The sequence below is a fragment of the Chryseobacterium sp. OSA05B genome (genome assembly GCF_019970065.1).
Taxonomy (GTDB): domain Bacteria; phylum Bacteroidota; class Bacteroidia; order Flavobacteriales; family Weeksellaceae; genus Chryseobacterium.
The window spans coordinates 1-21,683 of record NZ_JAHXYH010000009.1 but is presented as its reverse complement, the minus strand read 5'-3'; the positions used below and the strand labels follow the sequence as shown (position 1 = coordinate 21,683).

Here is a 21,683-nt window from a genome sequence, read left to right as displayed (position 1 = left end):
AATCCCACAATATTGTCAAATCCATTTTTCAATAAGATGGAGCCAAAATGCTCTTTCTTCACCAATCATAAAAACGGCTGATGATTTTCTGCGTGTTACTGTATTTCCTGTCGTCTGAATCTCAATATAGAAAGCCAATCCATGATTTTCTGTAGTATGCACCTCAATATTTTCGAGAACAATGTTTCGATCCTGAAATTGGCCATAAGCGCCCGGTAGCCATTCTGAAAAATCGGTAAAAGTGATGGTGTCACTATTACCATTCACCATTTTGAAATCTGCATTAAAACCTGCCAGAAGCTTTTTGTAAAGACTTTCCTGATCTCCTTTTCCACGAAACCATGCTTCAATATCGTTGTGGAATTCTTTAATTTCTTGAATGACTTTTTCTGTATTATTCATAATTTTAAATAGATATATTTTGTATTAATGGTAAGAACCAAGATCAGGCTAAGGTTGAGGCAAAGATTGAGGTGAATGGCAGATTCAAGCTCAACAATTCCGAACCAACAACCCATTTACGCTCAAATTCTCAAACTCTCTCACTCCGAATCCCGAAACTCGTAATCTGAAATTAATCTTTACTGTATTTCAACAGGGTTTTATTGATGAAAATTCCAATGATCTGAACTGCGACAATCATCAAAACAGCTAATGCAAAAGCTTTTGGAAATCCCCAATATTCTATGGCACTGAAAAAGGCCGTTCCAATAATAGTTCCCCCGGTTACACTTCCGATCTGTATACTGATACTGATCAGACCTGATGCCTGTCCCGCTTTTTCTTTACTAATCAAAGCAATGGCTTTACGCATCATCACTGGCATAATAATGCCATGACCAAGCCCGGCTAAAAACAAACTGATATCAGTGCCGAAAGAAGGCTTTTCCTGACCATAAATCAATAATGAAGTCAGGGAAAATCCTGTAATTAATAAACCCAGGCCTACATAGATCATAAAATGGGAAGAAAGCTTTATCCTCGAAACAAGTAACGGTCCAAGAAAGAAAGCAATCCCGTATGGAATAATAGCCAAACCTGTTTCTATTGGATTCTGGTGCAGAAACTGCTGCAAATAATACGGATAGCAGATAAACAGTCCTGCTGTGAAATTGTAAAAGAAAATAATCAGAAGGCAGAGAACAAATGGGCGGGACTGTAAAAGAGTAGGGTCCATTAATACAGGCTTATTCTTACGCAATGATTTAACTTCATATCTGTAAAATATCATTAACAGTAAAATGCCTGATAATAGAATCATAGAAATCCACCACGCCCAATGGTATTTCCGGCCGAATATAATGGGACAGATAAGCATCAGTAATGAAATGATCAGTAGAAAAGCTCCGGTAAAATCAATGTTTTGTTTCGTTTCTTCACGGTTATTATCCATGGTAAAATGAATACCGATGATACACAATATAGTGACAGGAACATTCACTAGAAATACCATTTCCCACGAAAGCGTGGTCCAGTGAAGATTAAGCAGAAATCCTCCTAATAATTGTCCCGCAACGGAAGCCAGCCCGAATACAGAACCGAATAAACTGACTGCCTTAGGTTGCTCATTACTGTTGAACAGAACCCTGATGGAAGCCAGAACCTGAGGCGCCAGAAAAGATGCTCCAACTCCCTGAAACAGGCGCGCGATGATAAGAAATGTAATATCAGGAGAAAAAGCACAGGCAAGAGAAGAAAGGAGAAAGAGGTATAATCCCAGGATGAATATTTTTTTTCGCCCGTATAAATCTCCCAGCCGGCCTCCACAGACAACAAGGGCAGCATAAGTCAGCCCGTAAATCGCAACGACTAACTGAAGCTGATGATCACTGGCGTTAAATGCTTTTTTGATGGAGGGAAGTGCCATATTGACGATAAAATAATCCAAAGGAGAAAGAAAAGCGCCTGCAGTCAGATAGCTGAGGGCCTGCCATCGTTTGGGATAGGTATTCATATTTTTTTCTGCAAAATTACCCGCTTATTGTACCTGTAAAATTGTACTTTTGGAGGAAAAATAAGTACTGACACATGAAGATATTACCCGTTGAACGTATTGATGTGAAAGAAATCAAGCTTTGTCATGAAGAAATTCCACTCAAAACGAAAACCTTTCTTTCTTTGGTTTATGTGCTGAGTGGGCATGGAACGCTTACTTATGATGAACGGACTATTACTTTCAAGGAATCTAAGCTTTTTATTATTCCCCAAAATCAGCTGTATCAATTTAAAAGTGAAAATGCAGAACTCGTTGCTATACGGTGCCCGATTGAATTCATTGATAAAATAAGACTGGAAGCCGACCGCATAGAAAGCTGCGAAAATCTCTACAAACTTCAGTATATCAGCAATAATTATCATGCGAGGGCAGGATGTGTATTCCGCAATAAGGATGATGAAGGTTTTGCAGAAGCCCTTATTCTGCAGATTGCCAGAGAGTACAGGAATAAAACCAACGACTATCTGATTATCCGGAACTGTATTTCCATTCTGCTGAATCTTATCGCCCGGAATATCATTGAAAGCGAAACTTCTGATCTGCAGCAGAACAGGAAAGCTTTTTCCATCATGAAAATCATCACTTATATTCAGGAGCATGTAAAAAATAAGGAGAAAACGAGAATTCAGGTGATTGCTGACCATTTTGGAATTTCAAAGAATTATTTCGGGGAATATTTTAAGCAGCATACCGGAGTTTCCTATCAGGATTATCTTTTGGATTATCGCCTGAAACTGGTGGAGACCTATCTGAAATACAGCAGTGCCAGGTTGAGTGAAATTGCTTACGAACTTCAGTTCAGTGACGAAAGCCATCTGTCTAAGCTGTTCAAGAAATACAGAAACATGACGCCTAAAGAATACAGGAAGAATAGCTTAAACCTGAATCAAGGGAGCTAAAGTTAAGAGTTTGCGAGGTGGAGTGTTTGAGAGTTTAGAGTGAATAGGTTTCTAAAGTGCTGATTTCATTTCTGATGTCTGAAATCTCATGTCTGACATCTTACTTCTTTTTAACAAGATCAATAAATTTTAAAATAAATATAAAGTCAACTATATAGTTGACTTTATATTTATATATTTGTAATTAAATCAATAGGAAATGGATCAGGATTTTATTAAAGAATTAGGATATAAAGCATTGGACAGCAGGTTGAAAAGAATAAGCGACCGGATGTCCCATGATGTGAGGAAATTTTACAAAGAAATGAATATTGATGTAGAACCTAACTGGTATCTTGTATTTATGCTGCTTCAAAAAAATAGCGAAATGTCTATTGTAGATATTGCAGAGCCTTTAGGATATTCGCATCCTTCTGTAGTCGCGATTGTAAAAAAAATGGCTGATAAAGAGTATCTGATTATTAAAAAAGATCGTACAGACAAACGCAAACAGATGGTCTCACTTACAGAAAAGGCCATCAAAATGCTTCCGCAGCTGGAGCAGGTCTGGGACAGTTGTGAGAAAGCCATTTTGCAGGTTCTTTCCGATGATCTGGGAATTCTGACTTATCTGGACAGTATAGATGCCCGATTGAAAGAGGACTCTTTTCATGACAGATTTAAAAAAGAATATTTAAAAACAAATATGATATGAGAACACTTATTTTTATGGTAGCTTTTCTGGTCTCTGGACTGACAGCTTCTGCCGCAGAGACTAAAATCATGATCAGGGCAAAAGCAAGAGATGCGAAATTTATCGGAAGTTCTTTGGGAGGTGCCCATATTATTGTCCGAAACAAAATAAACCGACAGATTTTAGCAGAAGGGAATACCACCGGAAGTACCGGAAATACAGATCTGATCATGAAAGGAGCCAAAACAAGGGGCACTTCCATCACAGATCCACAGACGGCAGGTTTTCTGGCCTCAATAGACATCAGCGAACCTACATTTGTAAGTATTGAAATACTCTCTCCGCTGAACAATAAACAGGCACAGGCCAGCGTAAATACGGAGCTGTGGCTGATTCCAGGAAAACATATTCTGGGCGACGGAATTATTTTAGAAATTCCGGGATTCATTATTGATATCCTCAAACCGAGAACCCATCAGTATATTGCTTTGAATTCCATTAAGGGAAAACCTTTTCCGTTTCAAGCCAATATTGTCATGATGTGCGGATGTGTTGTGGACAAAAACGGGGTCTGGAATTCTGACGAAATTGAAGTCAAAGGAATTATTAAAAAAGATGGTCAATATATCAAAGACGTTACTTTATCACTCGTCTCTACCAATCTGTTTGAAGGAAGTGACATGCTGAATACGCCCGGAAATTATGAACTTACTGTATATGCTTATCATGAAAAATCCGGTAACACGGGAGTTGATAAGGTAAATTATGTGGTGTACGAATAACCGCTCTGTTTAATATTTCGTCAAAAGTTCCATCAACATCAGGATAGATGCCAGTTTTTTAGAAGACTGGTATTCCGGGTTGAGCTGGTCCCGTATTTCCCCTAATGCTTTGCTTAATTTATTACTTACGGTTTTGTTGCTTATTCCCAGAGCTTCTGCCGTTTCATCAACAGACATATTTCTTCTGATTCTCATATCATACACACTCTGCTCCGTAGAAGGAAGCTGTGAAACCACCTCATCGATCATCAACAATAAAGCAGAGATCTCATTTTCTTCAATAATTTCAAAATATTCTGTGTCCGATATATCGATCTCGCCGGTAGGATCATATTCATCGATACTGATGGTAGACGGTGTCTTTTTAGAACTGTTGTAATGATCGATGATCCTGTAATGCAGGTAGCGGAGCAGGTATCCTTTTGCACTTTCTGATTCATCGGTCTGTATGGCAGCTGTATCTTCCAGTATCTTGACCCAAAGATTCTGCAGGAGTTCCTCAGACATCTCCTTATCTCTCGTTCTCGTGAAAACAAAACGGTAAAGACTATCCCAATACCGCTCGTAAAGCAGCATGAATGCAGGACGGTCGCCTGATTTTATTTTCTTTAATATCGTAGAGTCTGTTGGTTTCATATTGTTACCGCAAAATTACCTAAAGGAAAATTAACTTTTTATGAACTTTGGGGATTCTAAGATTAATTATTTCTGAAAAATATCCCCGGAATGTGAATCAAATGTTGAGAAAATAGATAAATGGCTTAAAATTATTAACAAGCTGGTTTTAATGTGAATACAATATTAAGAACCGCTTGGGGAAGTTTTTCATTTTCACAGTCTTATAGATAGAAGTATCTGTGAATACCATGAAATATTTTATGAAGAGCCAAAAATATAAAAGTACTGCCGCTTTCGTTTTTAAGCTGTGGCAGAGGGAAGTTTCCGAAGAAAAAATCTCAGCAAAGGAAGATGAATTATTGAGTCAATGGAAAAACCAGTCAGAAAAAGATCTTGATGAGATCCATATGAAAGAATCTAAAGAAAGAGTCTTGTCTGCGCTGGAATTATATTTCATCAAACCGGTAAAAACCACCCCGATCTATCCATTAAAAAAATACGCTTATACCGCTGCAGCGGCATTGATACTTCTGTTATCAGTTGGAGGAATCCTTACCTATACTACTTTCTTTAAGCCGGATACTTACACCGCAGATACCGGAAACCGTAAAGTCTATCTGGCAGACGGTTCTGTGGTCACCTTATTGAAAGGTGCAGAACTTACCGTGGACAAATCATTTCCCGGTTCCACAAGAATGGTGGATCTGAAAGGAGATGCCGTTTTTTCCGTGGCAAAATCAAAAATACATCCATTTATAGTACGTGCAGACGGCTTCAGTACCAAAGTATTGGGAACTGTTTTTAAAATTTCCCAGTCCGGGAAAGATAAATCTGTACACCTTTATGAAGGAAAGGTAGCCGTATCCTCAGTAGGAACGGAAGTTTCTTATCTGAAGCCTAACCAAAAGTGGACGAATTTCGGGGTAGCCCATACCGCGGCAGTATTATCATTGACCACAGAAAAAAAATCAGGAATGCAGAAAGTAAAATTACTGTCATTGAGTTTCAACGATGTTTCATTCAAAGAAGTGGCGGATGTCATGCAGGCTAATTATAAAATTAAAATTGTGTATCCGAAAGAAACGTCAGAGAAAAGAATCACAGCAGATTTTACGGGAGGCACAGCTGATGAAAATATGGAAGCGCTGGCATTTATACTAGGACTGGAAGTACATAAAGAAGATCATATCTACACCTTAAAAAAATAAAATCACCCTACAGAATTAACCCTACAAAATAAAACTTTTAATAAGAGAACTTGAACATATGAAAAGATTGAAATGCGGTCTTACCGTTGCAGCAGTATTTTTTACGTTAGCAGCCGAAGCACAGGAACTGGTCCAGAAAGTATCATTTGCCGTCCCGGCAAGCAGACCTCTTATTGAGGTACTGGAGGATTTTGCCGGAAAAACGGGAATGAGGCTGGCTTATTCTAAAATGGACATCAAAGAGCTGAAAGTGAAAGGCGTAAAATGTGAAAATACTTCTGTCAACAACTGTCTTAAAGATATTACAAGCGGACTTCCGGTAGCATTCCGTCTCCGTGGAGACCTGATTTCAATAAAATATGAAGGAAACGGCATCTCGGTTATCGGTAACGGAAAAATCTCAGGAAAGATAGTGGATGAAATTGGAAATCCTGTTGCCGGCGCTGAAGTGACAGTAGCAAAGAAAACCATCTTAACTGATAATAACGGTGATTTTGTAGTGGAAGTTCCTTCAGGAGTCTATACCCTTATCGTAAAAGCTTCAAAATACAGCCCATTGAGGGTAGAAAAACTTTCAGTGAATACCAATGAAACCAGTACGGTATCATTTGCGATGAAGCAGGCATCCGATAAGATAACGGATATTAAAGAAGTAGTCCTTACGGCAACCCGAAAGGCTGATACCCAGGCAGGACTATTGGCCCAGCAGAAAAAAGCAGCCCAGATGAGTGACGGAATCTCTGCCGAGCAGATCGCAAAAACGCCTGATAATGACGTTGGGGGAACATTGAAAAGAGTCACGGGAATCACGACGATCGACAATAAATATGTAGTGGTACGTTCCATGGGAGAACGTTGGAATACTGCAGCCATGGACGGGATTAACCTTCCAAGTACTGAGGCTTATAACCAGAACTTTTCATTTGATATTATTCCCACATCCATGGTGGAAAGTATAGTGGTGAGCAAGACTGCAACACCGGATATGAATGCCAGTTTTGCAGGCGGTTATGTAGAAGTACGAACCAAAGATATTCCCAATGAAAACTTTACGACGGTAAGCTTAGGAACTTCCTATAATGATCAGTCGGCGTTTAAAGAATTTCTGACCCGCAAGCAGGGAAAATATGATTATTTCGGATATGATGACGGAACAAGAGATTTTCCTAAAGGCCTTGAACCCACGGACTGGAACAATCCTCTGTTTTTTGAACAGTCTAAAAGATTTACCAATGATAATTTCAGCACTTTCAAAACGAAAGCGGATATGGGATCCAATCTGCAGCTGGCGCTGGGAAGAACCTTTGCCCTTAAAAATAACAATAAGTGGGGATTTGCGGGAGCATTTACAGTAAGAAACGAGCAGAATAAACTGGATATAGACCACACAGGAAGGGGAAACTGGCTGGATACGACAGCACCCTACGATCCAAACTGGCAGGCGAATGGAACGGATCCTATCGTATTTTATAATTTTAAAAACAAAGGAGCTTCCTATAATTATAATTCCACGCTGGCGGGAATGTTGAATTTCGGTTTACAGCTGGGGAAAAACAGAATTTCCTTCCGTAATTCATACACCCATATCTATGATAATACACTGACAAGGGTGACGGGTTGGAATGAATATACAGGAGGAAGCGGAATGGCCGCCAATGCGGAAGCATCCTATAATTATTTCTACAACGGAATTATTCCCAATAATGATCCCGCACAGATAAAAGCTCTGGACAAACCGTATACTGACAATACCAATTATCCTATTTATCAGACGCTTTTGCAGAACAAACTGGAGGGAAATCACAAAATCGGAGATGTAGATATCAACTGGTTTGCTGCAAGGACAGGCGTAAAATCTGACACCAAAGACTACACGCAGTATCTGAGCCAATATGATTTTGTGGGAAGTGAGATTCTTACCTATCATATGGTATACAATTCAGCAGCAAATTTTTACAGGGGATATATCGCCAATAAAGAAACGGATTATAACTATGGAACTTCCCTGAAATGGAATATAGATACGGGAAATTTTAAAACTGACATTAAAGCAGGTTACGCCGGTGTTATAAAAAACAATACCAATCAACAGCAGAAATTCTTTCTTAGAGTGGATGAAAACAGGGATGTTCCCAGCAGTGAAAAAGGATTTATGTCGTTGTATGGTTCTTTGAATCAGTGGTTTGATGGTTCTAAATATGTTCCGGGAGGAATTGGCTGGCAAACAAAACCGATGTATAAAAATGACAAATATGAAGGGAAGGTGACCCAAAATGCATTTTACGTCATGTTTGACAACAGATGGAAGAATCAATTCAGGTTGGTTTGGGGAGTTCGTGCGGAATATTTTAAATATGACCTCATTTCTCAGCAAGTGGACGATTCGGATAATCAAAATGTTAAAAAAGCGCCTATTGATGATAAGGCATGGCAGTGGATGCCGTCTTTCAATTTTACGTACAGTCCTACCAATAAGATCAATGTAAGACTGGCTTACAATAAAACGGTCATTAGACCTCAGTTTAATGAAAGAACAGGGCTTCCGTATTTTGATCCGGTAGCCAATGGATTAATTTACAATACAGAAATGACCTCATCAGTTGTTAATAACTACGATTTCAAATTTGAATGGTTTCCAGGTCTGGGAGAAATATTCTCTGCCGGATTGTATTACAAGGATATCGACAGGCCTATTGAGCGTGAAGGACGTCTCTCAAATGAAGGAAATCTCTTTCTGTATAATGGGAATTCTAAAAATGCAAAGCTGAAAGGATTAGAAGTGGAGGTAAGGAAAAATCTTGGATTTATTGCGGATGGATCTCTGCTGGAAAAACTTTTTGTTAGCGGAAATTTCACTTACAATACAACTAAGGTCATTGCTTTCAAAGACCAGTATAAAACAGGGGAGAATGGTGAAACCTATGAAGTGGAGAGACCATTATACGGACAGACTCCTTATGCCTATAATTTAGGAATGACCTATGACGGAAGCCGTTTTGGTGCCAGTTTTTTATACAACGCCAAGGGTGATCAGTATATCACAGTAGGTTACGACTATAACGGAGAGGAAATACAGCGTCCTTATGCGGTAGCAGATGCCCAGCTTTCCTATAAATTTTTAAGAAACAGAAATCTCGAAATTAAATTCAACGTTAGAAACCTTTTCAACCGAGTGAAGGAGTTTTATAACAATTTCAATTCCTATTCAGTGCCCAACGGATCCGGCGGGAGTACCATATCAACGGACCGTGAGGCGTGGCAGCTTCTTCCGGGCGCTACAGACAAATATGACAAGAATATCGATAAGATCACATTTCGGGCCTACAGTGGAAGAGTATTCGGGGTAAGTGTGAACTATACATTTTAAAAGATTATAAAGAACAGAATACAAGAGCTCATTGATGTAATGCACAGGTTTCGGAAACCTGAGGACGATCCGGATCAATACTGATGATGCGCACAGCAGTACAGGATCAGATAAAAACCGGCCGCTGTTGTTTTTTTTCCGGACAGCAGCGGATAAGCAGGGAACCCCGGCAGGACAGCTCCTCCTGAAATGCAGGGTGATTATACAACCAAATCGCAGGAATATAGAGGCGGATGTTCCTAAATATTAAAAATTCGGTCATAAAAATAATATAACCGGGTCTACTAAAAATTATAACAATGAAAAAACTAACTTTAATTGCTATTGCAGCATTATCTCTTACTGCTTGTCAAAATGATAACCTTGCAGATTCTTCTTCTCCTTTTGAAATGAAGCCTGCTTCTGCTGAGTATCTTACAGCTTCTTCTCTTCCTGTAACTACCGTAAGCGGTGATATTACTTCAAGTACTACATGGAGTGGTGTTGTAGAACTTGATGGTATCGTAACTGTGAAGAATGGTGCTACATTAACTATTCAGCCGGGAACTTTCATTAAGGCAAAACCGAATACATCCAATACTGCTACAGGAGTTTTAGTAATCTCTAAGACAGGTAAAATCAATGCTACCGGTACAGAATCTCAGCCGATTATTTTTACAAGTTATAAACTGTTAGACGGAGACGAAAACACAACGGCTGCTCCAGGAGACTTCGGTGGGGTGATTATCTTAGGTGATGCACCTGCCAATACACCTGATACTAAAACAATTGAAGGGTTAACAGGTTCAGATTTTTATTACGGTGGTTCCAATGCATCTCACAACGGAGGTACATTGAAATATGTTCGTATTGAATTTGCTGGATTCGATCTTTTAGCGCCTAACTCAGGAAATGAGATCAACGGTCTTACTTTAGGAGGTGTTGGAAATGGTACTACTTTAGATCATATCCAGGTTTCTTACGGTAAAGATGACTCTTTCGAATTCTTCGGAGGTACGGTAAACGCTTCTAACCTTGTTTCTTTTGCTGCAGATGATGACAACTTTGACTTTGACAACGGATACACTGGAACTATTACCAATGCACTTGCTTTAGCAGATACAAACTCTACACACAGTTTGAGTGGTGGTGTTTCTGATACTAACGGTATTGAATTGGATAATAACGCAACAGGTACCGCTACACCATTGATCACTAATCCGGTAATCAACAATCTGACAATTGTAGGATCACGTACTAATGTGTTATATACTACAGGTACACCTTCAGGATCTTATTATGAAAACGGTATTCACATCAGAAGAAACGGAAAATTAACGCTGAACAACGCCGTAGTGACAGGATATCCTGTTGGAATCAAAGTAGAAGGTACAGGTTCTGAACTTACTTCAGCTTCTAACCTAAGCTCAATCCAGGTACACGGATTTACAACTTCTGTTACAGGTACAGGTACATCAGGAATTCCTGCTGCCAACCTATTGACAGGAACTACCGCTTCATCTTGGGGTATGAGCCAGCCGTTCTTCAACGAAGGACCATGGAACGTATCTCCTAGAAATAGCGGAAACTTCCAGGGAGCATGGACTAAATATGACTTCTCTATTGTAGAATAAAACATTAAATGCAGGGGAAGCTTCCCATGTCTTTCCCTGCTTTTTTTAAATCTCTAATAATCTGTATTATGAAAAAACTATTTTTATTATCTATTGTACTGGTATCTCAGGCTGCAGCAGCGCAGATTCAGGTATGGAGCAATTCTTTTGATACACCCGCTGATCTTCAGGGATGGACTACTCATGACCTTAACAACAACGGAAACGGATGGGTACAGGGACAAAATATTTATTTAAACGGTACCGCTCTTACTTATGGTACTTCCGGGACGCTTCGTTATTCGACAAGTCTGGTTCCTTCAGGTACAGTTCCAAGCCTTGCTACTGAAAACGACTGGATTATTTCTCCGCAGATCAATCTGGAAGGAGCATCCGGAACCATCAATCTGGCAGCGTATATCGGAAGACAGAGAACCACGCACCTTAATTTCGGACGTGATATATATATTTATGTAAGCACCCCTCAGAAACCCGTTCCTACATTGGCAGACTTTCAGGCAATGACTGTGGATGGAAGTGGAAATGATATTCCAAGTCCATACAGAATTATAGCTGGAACGCTCAGCAACCCTTTTCCAACTGATCTTACTCAGTTTAAAGAAAACGTTCTAGATATTTCTGCTTTTGCCGGTAAAAAGATCTACATCGCCTTATGGTCTAACAGAAAAACAACAGGAAACAATCTGCAGAATATTAACATTGATGAAATGGCGATTTATGCTTCAACATTTTTGGGAACAAAGGAGGTAAAGAAGAAAGAAAATCTAACTAAAATAACGGAAAACCCGGTAAAGGAATTTCTTCAGTTTCAACTGAATCCAGACTTTAACGGAAATAAGACGGAGGTGAATATTTATAGTGTAGCCGGACAGAAAGTGCTTTCAGTACCTTATAACAGATCTGTGAATGTAGCATCATTACAGGCAGGAATATACATCGCTGAAATTTCTGACGGAAAAACAACGGAAAGACTGAAGTTTATCAAAAAATAATCACAGTCACTATCCACCACCTACAGAGCATTCTGCAGGAATTGAAATGAAAACTTTAATCGGTCAAAAATGATTTGAAGCTTCCCCGCAGAGACTTTTTTTGACCATAAACATATCTGACTTAGTTTTTTTATAATTATCCTATTGTCCCGCTTATCGACGGGCGGGACAATATTTCTAAGTCCGGTTTTATAATTTAAATTGATATAAATGAATAAGTTCATTACACTTTTATTTTTTACCCTATTGGTTTCCTGTGCAGACAGCAGCGTAATGCAGCCGTTTGATAAATCGCAGAAACCTGCTCAGGTTACGATCAAAGGATATTCAAAGCCGGATGTTATCCAGCTGAGGCTGAACGGAACCCCGGTATCCATTAACGGAAGCACGTCTTACACCAATAAAATAGAAACCAGAATTGATTTTGTCCTGGATGAAGGCGAAACAGACAGACTTGGAATCTACAACAATGAAACGGGCGCTGAGGTAGCCCATTATAATATGACCTACAACAATATCGACGATTACAAAACCCTGAACTTCTTCAATCTTCCGGGGATTTTTCTTCAGGCTTCAGCTGTAAAACCACAGGTCAATCTGGGGAAAGTAGGATTTGAATTCATTTTCCCAAATCTTGGTGAATATTCCGGGACCACATTAGCCAATGTGAAAGGAATTCTGAGAAGAGAAAATGGAGTCGTGCTGGCAGAATTTGACAACATCGGAAAGAAGAGCTTTACGGAAGTAAAAATATATAACTATTTCAGTAATACAGCTCCGGTTTATCTTGAACTCTATAAACCAGGAACTACCACTCCCTATATCGGATCTGAAATCATCAAAGTTAAAATAAAACAGGACATGGGAGCGAATCTGATTGTGATTCAGGAAAAAATGGAAAACGGTGTCCTTACGGTCAAAGGAGATATCGATGTAGCAGATTATCTGTAATACCAGCCCGTCTCTATGAAAAGCTTTATTTATTTTCGTCTGTTACTGCTTGTGGCAGTTTCACTATTGGTCTTATCATGCAATAATGATGATGAGAGCGGTCCCTGTTTTCCGGAAGGAAGCACAGAATCTGTCAACCTTTGGGTACAGGACAGCATGAGGCGGTATTATTATTGGGCAGATCAGATGCCTGCGAAACCGGATTACCATCTTCCGGTGAAAGATTTTTTTAAAAGTCTGTTGTCATCTCAGGACCGTTTTTCATTTGCGGTAGATACCCAGGATCCCTCTTCCTATCCGCGGTCTGTCCGGAATATGTATGGTTTTGATTACGCAGTGATACAGCTACCGGATGGGAATGTAGTCACCACGGTTAAGCTGGTAATGAAAAATTCTCCGGCATTCAATTCAGGCTTGCAGAGAGGAATGATAATTACAAAAATCAACGGCCAGGCGATTACTGCATCCAATGCAGAACAGCTAACCTCATCGATTAAAGACCAAACTGTAATAGATCTCACGGTAGGAAACTGGAAAAACGGAACGGTTGCGGATGAAAAGACCATTAAAGTTTATTATGGATATTCTTTTGAACAGCCTCTGGAATCTAAAATATTTGAAAAAAACGGTAAAAAGACAGGGTATCTCTACATCTACGATTTTCCGGATGGAATGACATCAGCGCTGAATCAGAAATTCGCTTTGTTCAAAGCTTCCGGAGTTCAGGAACTGATTCTGGATCTCCGTTACAATTACGGTGGTTCTGTATCTTCAGCTGCAGCACTCTGCTCCCTGATTCCGTCAAATATTACAACATCATCACCATTTATTGTGTACAGAGGAAACAAAAATGGAGGCGAGGTGAAAAGAACATTTGCCCAGCAGATTGCTTACGATCCCGCTGCTCTTGATTTCAATACCCTGCGAGCGAATGCCCTGGGACTGAATAAAGTCTATGTCTTAAGTTCTAACAGTACGGCTTCTGCGTCAGAGATTGTGATCAATAATCTTAAACCTTATCTGCAGGTTATTCAGATAGGAGATGTGACATTGGGTAAAGATATGGCCGGATTTATGGTGGAAGATAAGCGGAAACCTAAAAAAATCTCCTGGCAGCTTCACCCTGTGATTTATAAAGTCTTTAATGCCAATGGGGAAGGAGCTTACAGTAACGGAATCCCTCCACAGATTGTAGCCAGTGAATATGAAACATTGCCGCTGCTTCCGTTGGGAGATTCAGAAGAAGCTTTGATTTCATCTGCCCTGAACAGTATTTATTCAAAATCAGCAGGAAAAGATGCTATAAACAGCAGTATTAAGATTTTATTTCAGAGTGATACGCCTTCTGCTGCTATCGGAAAGTAATTGTCCTTTTTAGCTTTAATACATAAACCAACAGCCTATGCAGGGAATAGAACCTAAATTTCACAGCAGCCTCACAGACCGGATGGAGTATTACCGTGGTCTTCTGAAGAAAACAGCCGGGACTTCGGATATCCAGCCTTCTGACATGATTTCAAAAATATCGGAATTGAGTGAACTGTATGAAGATTATCTGGCCAATAAAAGACAATTGGAAAGGAGCATCAAAAACTACAGACAGTATCATAATGATCTGCGTAAACAGCTGACTCTTCGGGTGCGGGAATTACGACGCAAAACGAGGCAGAAGTGATTTTATTTAACCACAAAAGTCTCAAAATTTTTCTAAAGTTTGGTTGAATAAAGTTGAAAACAAAACTGCATTGAAGAACACATAAAATAGTCTCAATCATCTGCGTAATCCGTGGGAAAAATAATTAACTATGCATTAATGGGAAAAGTTTTTTAAACACTTTAGTTATATTTAATGTAAATGCATTGAGCATATAAAGTTCACTTAAGTTTTTTGAAAATCTTTGATCTTCTATGAATGTGAATTTAATGTTTTCAGGATATTTTCAAGCAGATTTTTAAGTGTTTAGAAGATTGAACGGGGTATTTATTCTGTCTTTATTAGATTCTTTAATATGAAATTCATACATTTATCAAGTTTGACAGATAACGGTTGTATGTATCTTGATTGGTTTCAATTTTCGGAGTATGTAAAGATATTTTGGCAGTTCTCATGGCTTCAATGGATCATATTCAGCATTCTATCCAATATTTTTTTGTGCTTATTTTCAATAGGCTTATATCAGTTTATTGATAAAACATGTCGTAAAGACTTGCTGCAGGAACAAAACCACCCTGTTACTAAATCAGATTTATATCTCAGCCTTCTTACTGTTTTCTGTAATAGTTTAGTGATGCTGTTTGGTGCCTTTTTATGGAAAAACAATTGGATTGTTCTTGACACTGACCCATCTGCAATATCTGTTTTTCTGGAAACCATTGCTTTAATCCTCTTAATGGATCTTCTGATGTATTTTTTTCATTATGCTGCTCATCTGCCTTTTGTGTATAAACTCTTGCATGGCAGGCATCATGAACATGTAAGTACTAATTTTCTAAGTCTTTTTGTATTACATCCTTTCGAAACCATAGGTTTTGGATTCATGATTTTAGCCTTACTCTTGAGCTATGATTTTTCTATAATTTCTATAAGTCTTTATTTACTCATCAATCTGATCTGGGGGACCATAGGACATCTGAACAGGGAATTCTTCCCGGCATCCTTTGATCAGTTTTTTGTTGGAACGACAAGGTTTCACAACCAGCACCATCTGGATGGAAGTAAAAATTTTGGTTTTTATACCTCTATCTGGGACAGGCTGTTCGGAACATATCGATCATAAAATATTCATGTATTTGACATTTTCAAGTTTTATGCGTCATGTTCTGTCGCTGGGTAAGAATATCTTTAAAGTATCAGAATATATCATTAAAAAAGACACACCTGATACATTCACATTAAATCTCATGAAAGAGATTTGCGTGTGTTAAGAATTGTTAAATTTGTCGTGTTATTTATAAAACTAATATGAATTTAAGCACAAATAGATGAAGAGATTCTATTCAGGTGCATTGACCTTATGCGCGCTTCTGGGGCTTTCTGCCCAGGAAGTATTGTGGCAGAAAGACATTAAATCTTCTACACAGAATTTTCTAAGCTAGGTGACCACGACTATTGATCAGCAATATCTTATTTCCGGAAGCTCTATACAGAGCAGTAAGCTTCAGGCTGAAGGCAGTAAGCAAAATAACGGTTACGATTTCCATTTAATTAAACTGAACCAACAAGGTGAACAGGTCTGGGAAAAATATTTCTCAGGACAGAACCATGATTATCTCTCAGCTTCCGTAGCAACACAGGAGGGAGGATTTCTTTTGGCCGGGACTTCTTATTCCGGAAAAGGACTGGATAAAAAAGAAGATTCCAAAGGAGGATCTGATATCTGGCTCATCAGAATCAATGAATTCGGAGATGAGCTTTGGCAGAAAACATTGGGAAGTGCTTCTGATGAGGAAGCCAGGTCAGTTATTCAAACTACGGATCTGGGATTTTTTGTCGCTGGAAATGTTCAAAATTCCTCTAAGGGTTATGGTTCAAAAGATGTTTGGATTTCAAGACTGGATAAAAACGGTAAAATTCTTTCTGAAACTGTTCTGGGTGGAAAAGGTTTGGATGAAGTTGAAAAGATGATTCCTACGAGAGACGGTGGCGCATTGTTAGGAATTTACTCGAGGAGTTCCGAGATCCGGGTTTCGGGTTCTAGTGATAAGTCGTCTTCAGCAACCTCGTATCCTGTATCCCGAACCTCTAAATCTACAGAAAACTTCGGTGAAGGAGACTACTGGATCGTAAAGCTTGACAAAACTGGAAAAGTAGAATGGGAAAAGAATTTCGGAGGAAAAGGAGATGATCATATCAGAACATTGGCCTTAACATCTGCAGGATATGTAATCGGTGGAGAATCCAGATCAGAAAGGTCAGGAAATAAAACAGGAGGTATTGAAGAAGGAACTGATTTATGGTTGATCTCTTTAAATGAAAGAGGTGATGAGATCTGGCAGAAATCTTTCAATTTCAAAAACAGAGATATCTTAATGGGTATGAGTGTCCTTCATTCTGCAGATGAAAAATCTTTAAAAGGAATTCTTTTAGGTGGCTACACACAGGCAGAAGGAAAAATACAAACAGATGACGAAACATTCTGGATGCTGTACCTGAACCAAGACGGAAATGAAGAGTGGAGAAAATATGTCAAAGGAGAATCCAGAAAGAAAGAAGAAAGACTTTCAGATATTAAATTAAACAGAGACGGCTCCATCATTCTGGCAGGAACCAGCGCAGAAGAACTTGGAAAAGAGAACTGGAAGATTGTGAAATTGGGAGACAGTCAGATCAATAAGCTGATCGAAAAACAAGACATTAAAATTTATCCGAATCCGGTATCCGATTATGCTTACGTGGAAATAGGCTTTGACTTTAAAGAAGCGGATATTATGCTGTATGACATGGGAGGAAGACAGCTTCAGAGTTTGAAGACGAAGAATAAGGTGACGAAGATCAATACTCAGAATTTGATTCAGGGGGCTTATCTGGTGACAATAAAGACGGATACGAATAAAACAGCTAGCGCTAAATTGATCAAGAAATAATAACCATGAAAAGAAATATAATTTTAGCCTCAACATTATTGAGCTTTTTATATCAGGCACAGGGAATACAGAATTATAAAAATTTTGGAAATAATTTCTTTCCTCAAAGTCCCAACACGACGCCTTTTGCAGCTACTGGAAAATATCCTGTTAATATGTATAAGGGAGTTCCTGTTATTAATATTCCATTATTCAGCACACAGAAAGGACAAAGTACTTTCGCCATGTCTTTAGATTACAATGTAAAATCAGTAAAGCCTTCTACAATTCCTACATGGACAGGTTTGGGGTGGAATCTGAATGTAGGAGGTTCCGTAACAAGAATTGTAAACGGAGGAGTGGATGAGGTGTATACTGGAATATATACCGTTCCGTATAACCACTTTTCCTACCTGGATAATTATTCCATGCTGGATAATCCGAATTGGGACACACAACAGGCATTGAATGATTTTTTTGCCACCAATTTTGATAGTAATTTACCCAACACATTTCCAACTGTAGTTCCTGCACCTGATGAATTTATTATTAACGTAGGCGGAATCACAGGTAGTTTTTATTTAAATGAAAAAGGAAAGTGGATTGGTCGTACCAGAGAAGGAAGAACTTTTAAAGTGGAACATCAATATAAGTTTGATTATAAATTACCTGAGAATGTTATTGTAGGAACAGAGTATAACACAATTCCATCATATTATACACTGAAAAGGATTCTGTACGGATTCACGATCACCATGGATGATGGAACAAAGTATATTTTTGGCCTGAATGATACTGCTATCGAATTTTCATCAACATCTGAGCAAGTAGATACCAGTTTTAATCCTCAGATTGTTCCGGCTTCATGGCAAGTAAAAGAAATTCTCTATCCAGACGGCAGAAATACAAAATTTACTTATACTCGTGATGATAGGAGTGTCTTTGTAGTAAACCGAAGTGGAAATGCTTCGTGGGATAAAAATGGATCATTATTCGGAAATATCAGTAATTCCTCTTCTACAGGACAAACATTTATTTTGACCAGCAACAGGTTGAATAATGTTTTTTTAACAAAAGTAGAAGGAGAGGATTTTGTTGTTAACCTTAACAGATCTATGGCCAATCAGAAAGAATATGATGAATTCGAATTTCCCGCAAGCGAATGGATTCCACCCTATAAACATCATTTGAAAAGCTATGACATGCATAAGCATTGGTATAAGCTTGATAATATTACCGTTACAGATAAAGCAGGGAAAATAATAAAAAATATTGCTTTTAACTATAATAATGATCCTAACAATCGACTTTTACTTAATAATTTATCCATCAATACAGTAGAAAAATATGTGTTCCAGTACAATGCTACGAAATTGCCAAAATACACGACTGATAAAATTGACGGATGGGGATACTATAACGGAAACAATTTTGAATCCGATTATTTCTCACTATATACCATGACTCCTGACCAGCAAAAAAACGTCTATCAGAATATCTATCCGACTTACAAATTGCCTAATCTTAATCTGACCAAGGCACAAACATTGGAACAGATCACTTATCCTACTGGTGGAAAAACAAACTTTGAATATGAATTGAACGATTATTCGAAATATGGAGATAAGGATATGAGCCAAAGTAGGTTAAAGCTGTATACAACTTCTGCAGTTAAAGAGACGGGAGGTGGCTTAAGAATTAAAAAAATTAGTTCCTGTAATGAAAATAATAATTGTTTTAACAAAACGTATTCCTATATAAGTGATGATGGAACTTCTTCTAGTGGAATACTCCCATACAAACCTATTTATTTAATAGAGGGGGGCGAGTCATCGATAAACTATAGTTTTTGGGATTTCAATTTTAATTCTTACCAAAGCCTTAAAGATGAAGATAATTCGGTAGGCTACAGTAAAGTAACTGAGATTGATGATAACGGTGGAAAAAAAGAAAGTTATTTTACCAATTTTGATCAGGAAAGTTCAAATGACCTGAGAGGTAGAGCTTATATGGGCTGGGGAATATCCGCATTGTATAAGCAACTGCCTTATACTTCATATTCATTGATGCGAGGAAAGGCTTTGAAAGAAATTATCTGGTCTGATACTAAAAAGATAAGTGAAACCAACTATAATTATATACAGCAACAGGATTATCTGAGAGCTTACACATCGATTCATAAACGTTTCAGCCAAAGTGTAGGGACACCAGGCTCATCCTTTCAAAATGCCGGAACATGGTACGGGGTTTTGCTTGATGCGTACCATGTAAATTTTAATACCAGTTTTCTGTCTCAGAAGAAAACAGTTTTTGAGAATATAGAGACGATTGAAACCAATACCTATAATAGCGCATACAACACACTTACTAACAGACTAAAAATGATGGAGCTGACAGCTATGCTACAACCTATAAATATGCTTCGGACATTAATAATCCGGCAATGCTTAATGCATATATGGTAGGAATTCCTGTAGGAAGTGAAACGAAAAAAAATAATAAAACAATCGAAAAGACGGATAATGTTTATCCAACATCATTGCCCACAGGGCAAACTGGAAATCTGTTGCTCCCCACATCTATTTTGTCATATGATCTTCAAACAAATTTGCCATCCGAAGAAGTGGTAATTAACCGATATGATAATAAAGGAAATCCTATACAATATACCACAAAGGGAGGTAATACGACAGGAATTGTCTGGGGATATAATAAAACCCTTCCCATTGCTAAAATAGAAGGTAAAGATGCGGCTTTCTTTTTGGGTATGTTTGACACAGATATTGTTTCTTTAAGTAATGCTTCCAATAATGATATTAATCCTGCTACGGAAGACACATTTAGAGTGAAATTAGATGCTTTCCAAAAAAGACAGTTTAATTTAGATGTATCTATTACTACCTATACTCACGATCCGTTGATTGGTGTAACTAGTATTAGTCCGCCATCAGGAATGCGAGAGCTTTATATCTATGATACAGCCAACAGGTTGAAAGAGGTAAAACAGCTGGATAAGGATGCAGCTGGAAATCCTGTGTACAAAATTGTGAAAGAATACCAATACAACTATAAAAACTAAACACAACCATGAAAAAGATAATTATTCCCATCGGGGCTTTGCTGATGGCTCATTCAGCTCATGCTCAGCTTACCCAGGGAGAAAACTATGTGTATTCCAAATCTTATCTTGATTATAATATCAGCGGACAGCCTACAAAAACGTCCGAAACCGTACAGTATATGGATGGTCTTGGAAGACCTAAACAGGTCGTTAATGTAAAAGCCTCGCCTTTAGGAAAAGATGTGGTTACCCATATAGAATACGATGGTTTCGGAAGACAGGTCTATGATTTTCTACCCGTTCCTCAGGCCGGAACTCAAAATGGAGGGATTGTCCCTATGTCATTGGCTAATGCAACCCAACCCGATATCTATGGTTCTGAAAAGATCTTTTCAGAGAAAGTTTTAGAAAACTCACCCTTGGATAGAATCCTTGAGCAGAAGCAAGTCGGAAATGCATGGAGCACTAAACCTGTTACATTTGGCTACGATGCTGTTACGGTAGGAGATGGAGTAAGAAAATTCACCACTGTAACCACATGGGAAAATGGCGCTACGAAATCTGTTTTGGGAGAAAACTGGCTCTATACCGACAATCAGCTTTATAAAAATACCGTAACCGATGAAGACGGTAATAAAACCATAGAATTTAAAAACGGAAAAGGACAGACTATCCTTCTTAGAAAAGTGGTCAACAGTACCGACAATGCAGATACCTATTATGTGTATAACGAATATGATCAGCTCGCCTTTGTTCTCCCTCCCATAGCTGGTATGAGGGGCGACATTGTCGCCAACACGGTAAAGCACGACGAACTTTGTTACCAATACCGCTATGACGGAAGAGGGAGATTGGTAGAAAAGAAGCTACCGGGCAAAGGTTGGGAATATATGGTGTACGATAAAGCAGACCGGCTACTTCTTACCCAGGACGCCAATATGAGAGCTTCGGGTAACTGGT

18 protein-coding genes are annotated in these 21,683 nt (G+C 38.6%); 15 read left to right on the top strand and 3 right to left on the bottom strand.

The features are described from left to right. Positions 1 to 15 precede the first annotated feature (15 nt). Entirely contained in the window at positions 16 to 402 is a 387-nt protein-coding gene (locus tag LC419_RS22435; protein ID WP_223609447.1) for a hypothetical protein, read from the bottom strand. 172 nt (positions 403 to 574) lie between these two features. After that, positions 575 to 1,954 carry an MFS transporter gene (locus LC419_RS22430; protein ID WP_223609446.1) on the bottom strand — a complete coding sequence of 460 codons (1,380 nt, stop codon included), beginning with the start codon at positions 1,952 to 1,954 and terminating at the stop codon, positions 575 to 577. A gap of 74 nt (positions 1,955 to 2,028) precedes the next feature. Here LC419_RS22430 and LC419_RS22425 point away from each other — a divergent pair, with 74 nt between their 5' ends. The 3 genes from LC419_RS22425 (at position 2,029) to LC419_RS22415 (ending at position 4,350) form a co-directional block, all read left to right on the top strand. Beyond that, entirely contained in the window at positions 2,029 to 2,895 is an 867-nt protein-coding gene (locus LC419_RS22425) for an AraC family transcriptional regulator (RefSeq protein ID WP_223609445.1), read from the top strand. A gap of 199 nt (positions 2,896 to 3,094) precedes the next feature. Further along, a complete protein-coding gene (locus LC419_RS22420; protein ID WP_223609444.1) occupies positions 3,095 to 3,589 on the top strand; it encodes a MarR family winged helix-turn-helix transcriptional regulator in 495 nt (164 codons plus the stop codon). Continuing rightward, positions 3,586 to 4,350, top strand: coding sequence for a hypothetical protein (locus LC419_RS22415; RefSeq protein ID WP_223609443.1), 765 nt, complete (start codon positions 3,586 to 3,588; stop codon positions 4,348 to 4,350). The genes LC419_RS22420 and LC419_RS22415 overlap by 4 nt, the downstream gene beginning before the upstream one ends. 9 nt (positions 4,351 to 4,359) lie before the next feature. Here LC419_RS22415 and LC419_RS22410 read toward each other — a convergent pair whose 3' ends face one another. Further along, positions 4,360 to 4,986, bottom strand: a complete 627-nt coding sequence (locus LC419_RS22410; RefSeq protein ID WP_223609442.1) for an RNA polymerase sigma factor — start codon at positions 4,984 to 4,986, stop codon at positions 4,360 to 4,362. Positions 4,987 to 5,228: 242 nt separating this feature from the next. Between LC419_RS22410 and LC419_RS22405 the strand changes: the two genes are divergently transcribed. From LC419_RS22405 to LC419_RS22350, 12 genes are all read left to right on the top strand, one after another. Further along, positions 5,229 to 6,176 (top strand): FecR family protein, encoded by a 948-nt coding sequence (locus LC419_RS22405; protein ID WP_223609441.1) that lies wholly within the window; start codon positions 5,229 to 5,231, stop codon positions 6,174 to 6,176. Positions 6,177 to 6,234: 58 nt separating this feature from the next. Then, positions 6,235 to 9,543 (top strand): TonB-dependent receptor, encoded by a 3,309-nt coding sequence (locus tag LC419_RS22400; protein WP_223609440.1) that lies wholly within the window; start codon positions 6,235 to 6,237, stop codon positions 9,541 to 9,543. 299 nt (positions 9,544 to 9,842) lie between these two features. Then, the gene (locus LC419_RS22395) at positions 9,843 to 11,156 is read left to right on the top strand and encodes a hypothetical protein (protein WP_223609439.1); all 1,314 of its coding nucleotides are present in this window, start codon (positions 9,843 to 9,845) and stop codon (positions 11,154 to 11,156) included. 68 nt (positions 11,157 to 11,224) lie between these two features. Next, a complete protein-coding gene (locus LC419_RS22390; RefSeq protein WP_223609438.1) occupies positions 11,225 to 12,148 on the top strand; it encodes a T9SS type A sorting domain-containing protein in 924 nt (307 codons plus the stop codon). A gap of 210 nt (positions 12,149 to 12,358) precedes the next feature. Then, positions 12,359 to 13,099 (top strand): hypothetical protein, encoded by a 741-nt coding sequence (locus tag LC419_RS22385; RefSeq protein WP_223609437.1) that lies wholly within the window; start codon positions 12,359 to 12,361, stop codon positions 13,097 to 13,099. A 15-nt stretch (positions 13,100 to 13,114) separates the two neighbouring features. Next, a complete protein-coding gene (locus tag LC419_RS22380; RefSeq protein ID WP_223609436.1) occupies positions 13,115 to 14,464 on the top strand; it encodes a S41 family peptidase in 1,350 nt (449 codons plus the stop codon). A 37-nt stretch (positions 14,465 to 14,501) separates the two neighbouring features. After that, entirely contained in the window at positions 14,502 to 14,774 is a 273-nt protein-coding gene (locus LC419_RS22375; RefSeq protein WP_223609435.1) for a hypothetical protein, read from the top strand. A gap of 532 nt (positions 14,775 to 15,306) precedes the next feature. Further along, positions 15,307 to 15,876, top strand: a complete 570-nt coding sequence (locus LC419_RS22370; protein ID WP_223609434.1) for a sterol desaturase family protein — start codon at positions 15,307 to 15,309, stop codon at positions 15,874 to 15,876. Between the two features lie 319 nt (positions 15,877 to 16,195). Beyond that, positions 16,196 to 17,683 carry a T9SS type A sorting domain-containing protein gene (locus tag LC419_RS24255; RefSeq protein WP_223609433.1) on the top strand — a complete coding sequence of 496 codons (1,488 nt, stop codon included), beginning with the start codon at positions 16,196 to 16,198 and terminating at the stop codon, positions 17,681 to 17,683. 5 nt (positions 17,684 to 17,688) lie between these two features. Then, complete coding sequence (locus LC419_RS22360) at positions 17,689 to 20,127, top strand: hypothetical protein (protein ID WP_223609432.1); 2,439 nt, start codon at positions 17,689 to 17,691, stop codon at positions 20,125 to 20,127. Next, positions 20,106 to 20,741 carry a hypothetical protein gene (locus LC419_RS22355; RefSeq protein WP_223609431.1) on the top strand — a complete coding sequence of 212 codons (636 nt, stop codon included), beginning with the start codon at positions 20,106 to 20,108 and terminating at the stop codon, positions 20,739 to 20,741. Before LC419_RS22360 ends, LC419_RS22355 begins: the two co-directional genes overlap by 22 nt. 8 nt (positions 20,742 to 20,749) lie before the next feature. Further along, positions 20,750 to 21,683, top strand: a 934-nt coding sequence (locus tag LC419_RS22350) for a DUF6443 domain-containing protein (protein WP_223609430.1), incomplete at its 3' end; no start/stop codon positions are given.

Coding starts and splice junctions, on each gene's coding strand:
- LC419_RS22390 (WP_223609438.1), top strand. CDS start 11,225: ATGAAAAAACTATTTTTATTATCTATTGTACTGGTATCTCAGGCTGCA.
- LC419_RS22425 (WP_223609445.1), top strand. CDS start 2,029: ATGAAGATATTACCCGTTGAACGTATTGATGTGAAAGAAATCAAGCTT.
- LC419_RS22435 (WP_223609447.1), bottom strand. CDS start 402: ATGAATAATACAGAAAAAGTCATTCAAGAAATTAAAGAATTCCACAAC.
- LC419_RS22360 (WP_223609432.1), top strand. CDS start 17,689: ATGAAAAGAAATATAATTTTAGCCTCAACATTATTGAGCTTTTTATAT.
- LC419_RS22380 (WP_223609436.1), top strand. CDS start 13,115: ATGAAAAGCTTTATTTATTTTCGTCTGTTACTGCTTGTGGCAGTTTCA.
- LC419_RS22355 (WP_223609431.1), top strand. CDS start 20,106: ATGCTTAATGCATATATGGTAGGAATTCCTGTAGGAAGTGAAACGAAA.
- LC419_RS22420 (WP_223609444.1), top strand. CDS start 3,095: ATGGATCAGGATTTTATTAAAGAATTAGGATATAAAGCATTGGACAGC.
- LC419_RS22385 (WP_223609437.1), top strand. CDS start 12,359: ATGAATAAGTTCATTACACTTTTATTTTTTACCCTATTGGTTTCCTGT.
- LC419_RS22410 (WP_223609442.1), bottom strand. CDS start 4,986: ATGAAACCAACAGACTCTACGATATTAAAGAAAATAAAATCAGGCGAC.
- LC419_RS22400 (WP_223609440.1), top strand. CDS start 6,235: ATGAAAAGATTGAAATGCGGTCTTACCGTTGCAGCAGTATTTTTTACG.
- LC419_RS22430 (WP_223609446.1), bottom strand. CDS start 1,954: ATGAATACCTATCCCAAACGATGGCAGGCCCTCAGCTATCTGACTGCA.
- LC419_RS22375 (WP_223609435.1), top strand. CDS start 14,502: ATGCAGGGAATAGAACCTAAATTTCACAGCAGCCTCACAGACCGGATG.
- LC419_RS22415 (WP_223609443.1), top strand. CDS start 3,586: ATGAGAACACTTATTTTTATGGTAGCTTTTCTGGTCTCTGGACTGACA.
- LC419_RS22405 (WP_223609441.1), top strand. CDS start 5,229: ATGAAGAGCCAAAAATATAAAAGTACTGCCGCTTTCGTTTTTAAGCTG.
- LC419_RS22395 (WP_223609439.1), top strand. CDS start 9,843: ATGAAAAAACTAACTTTAATTGCTATTGCAGCATTATCTCTTACTGCT.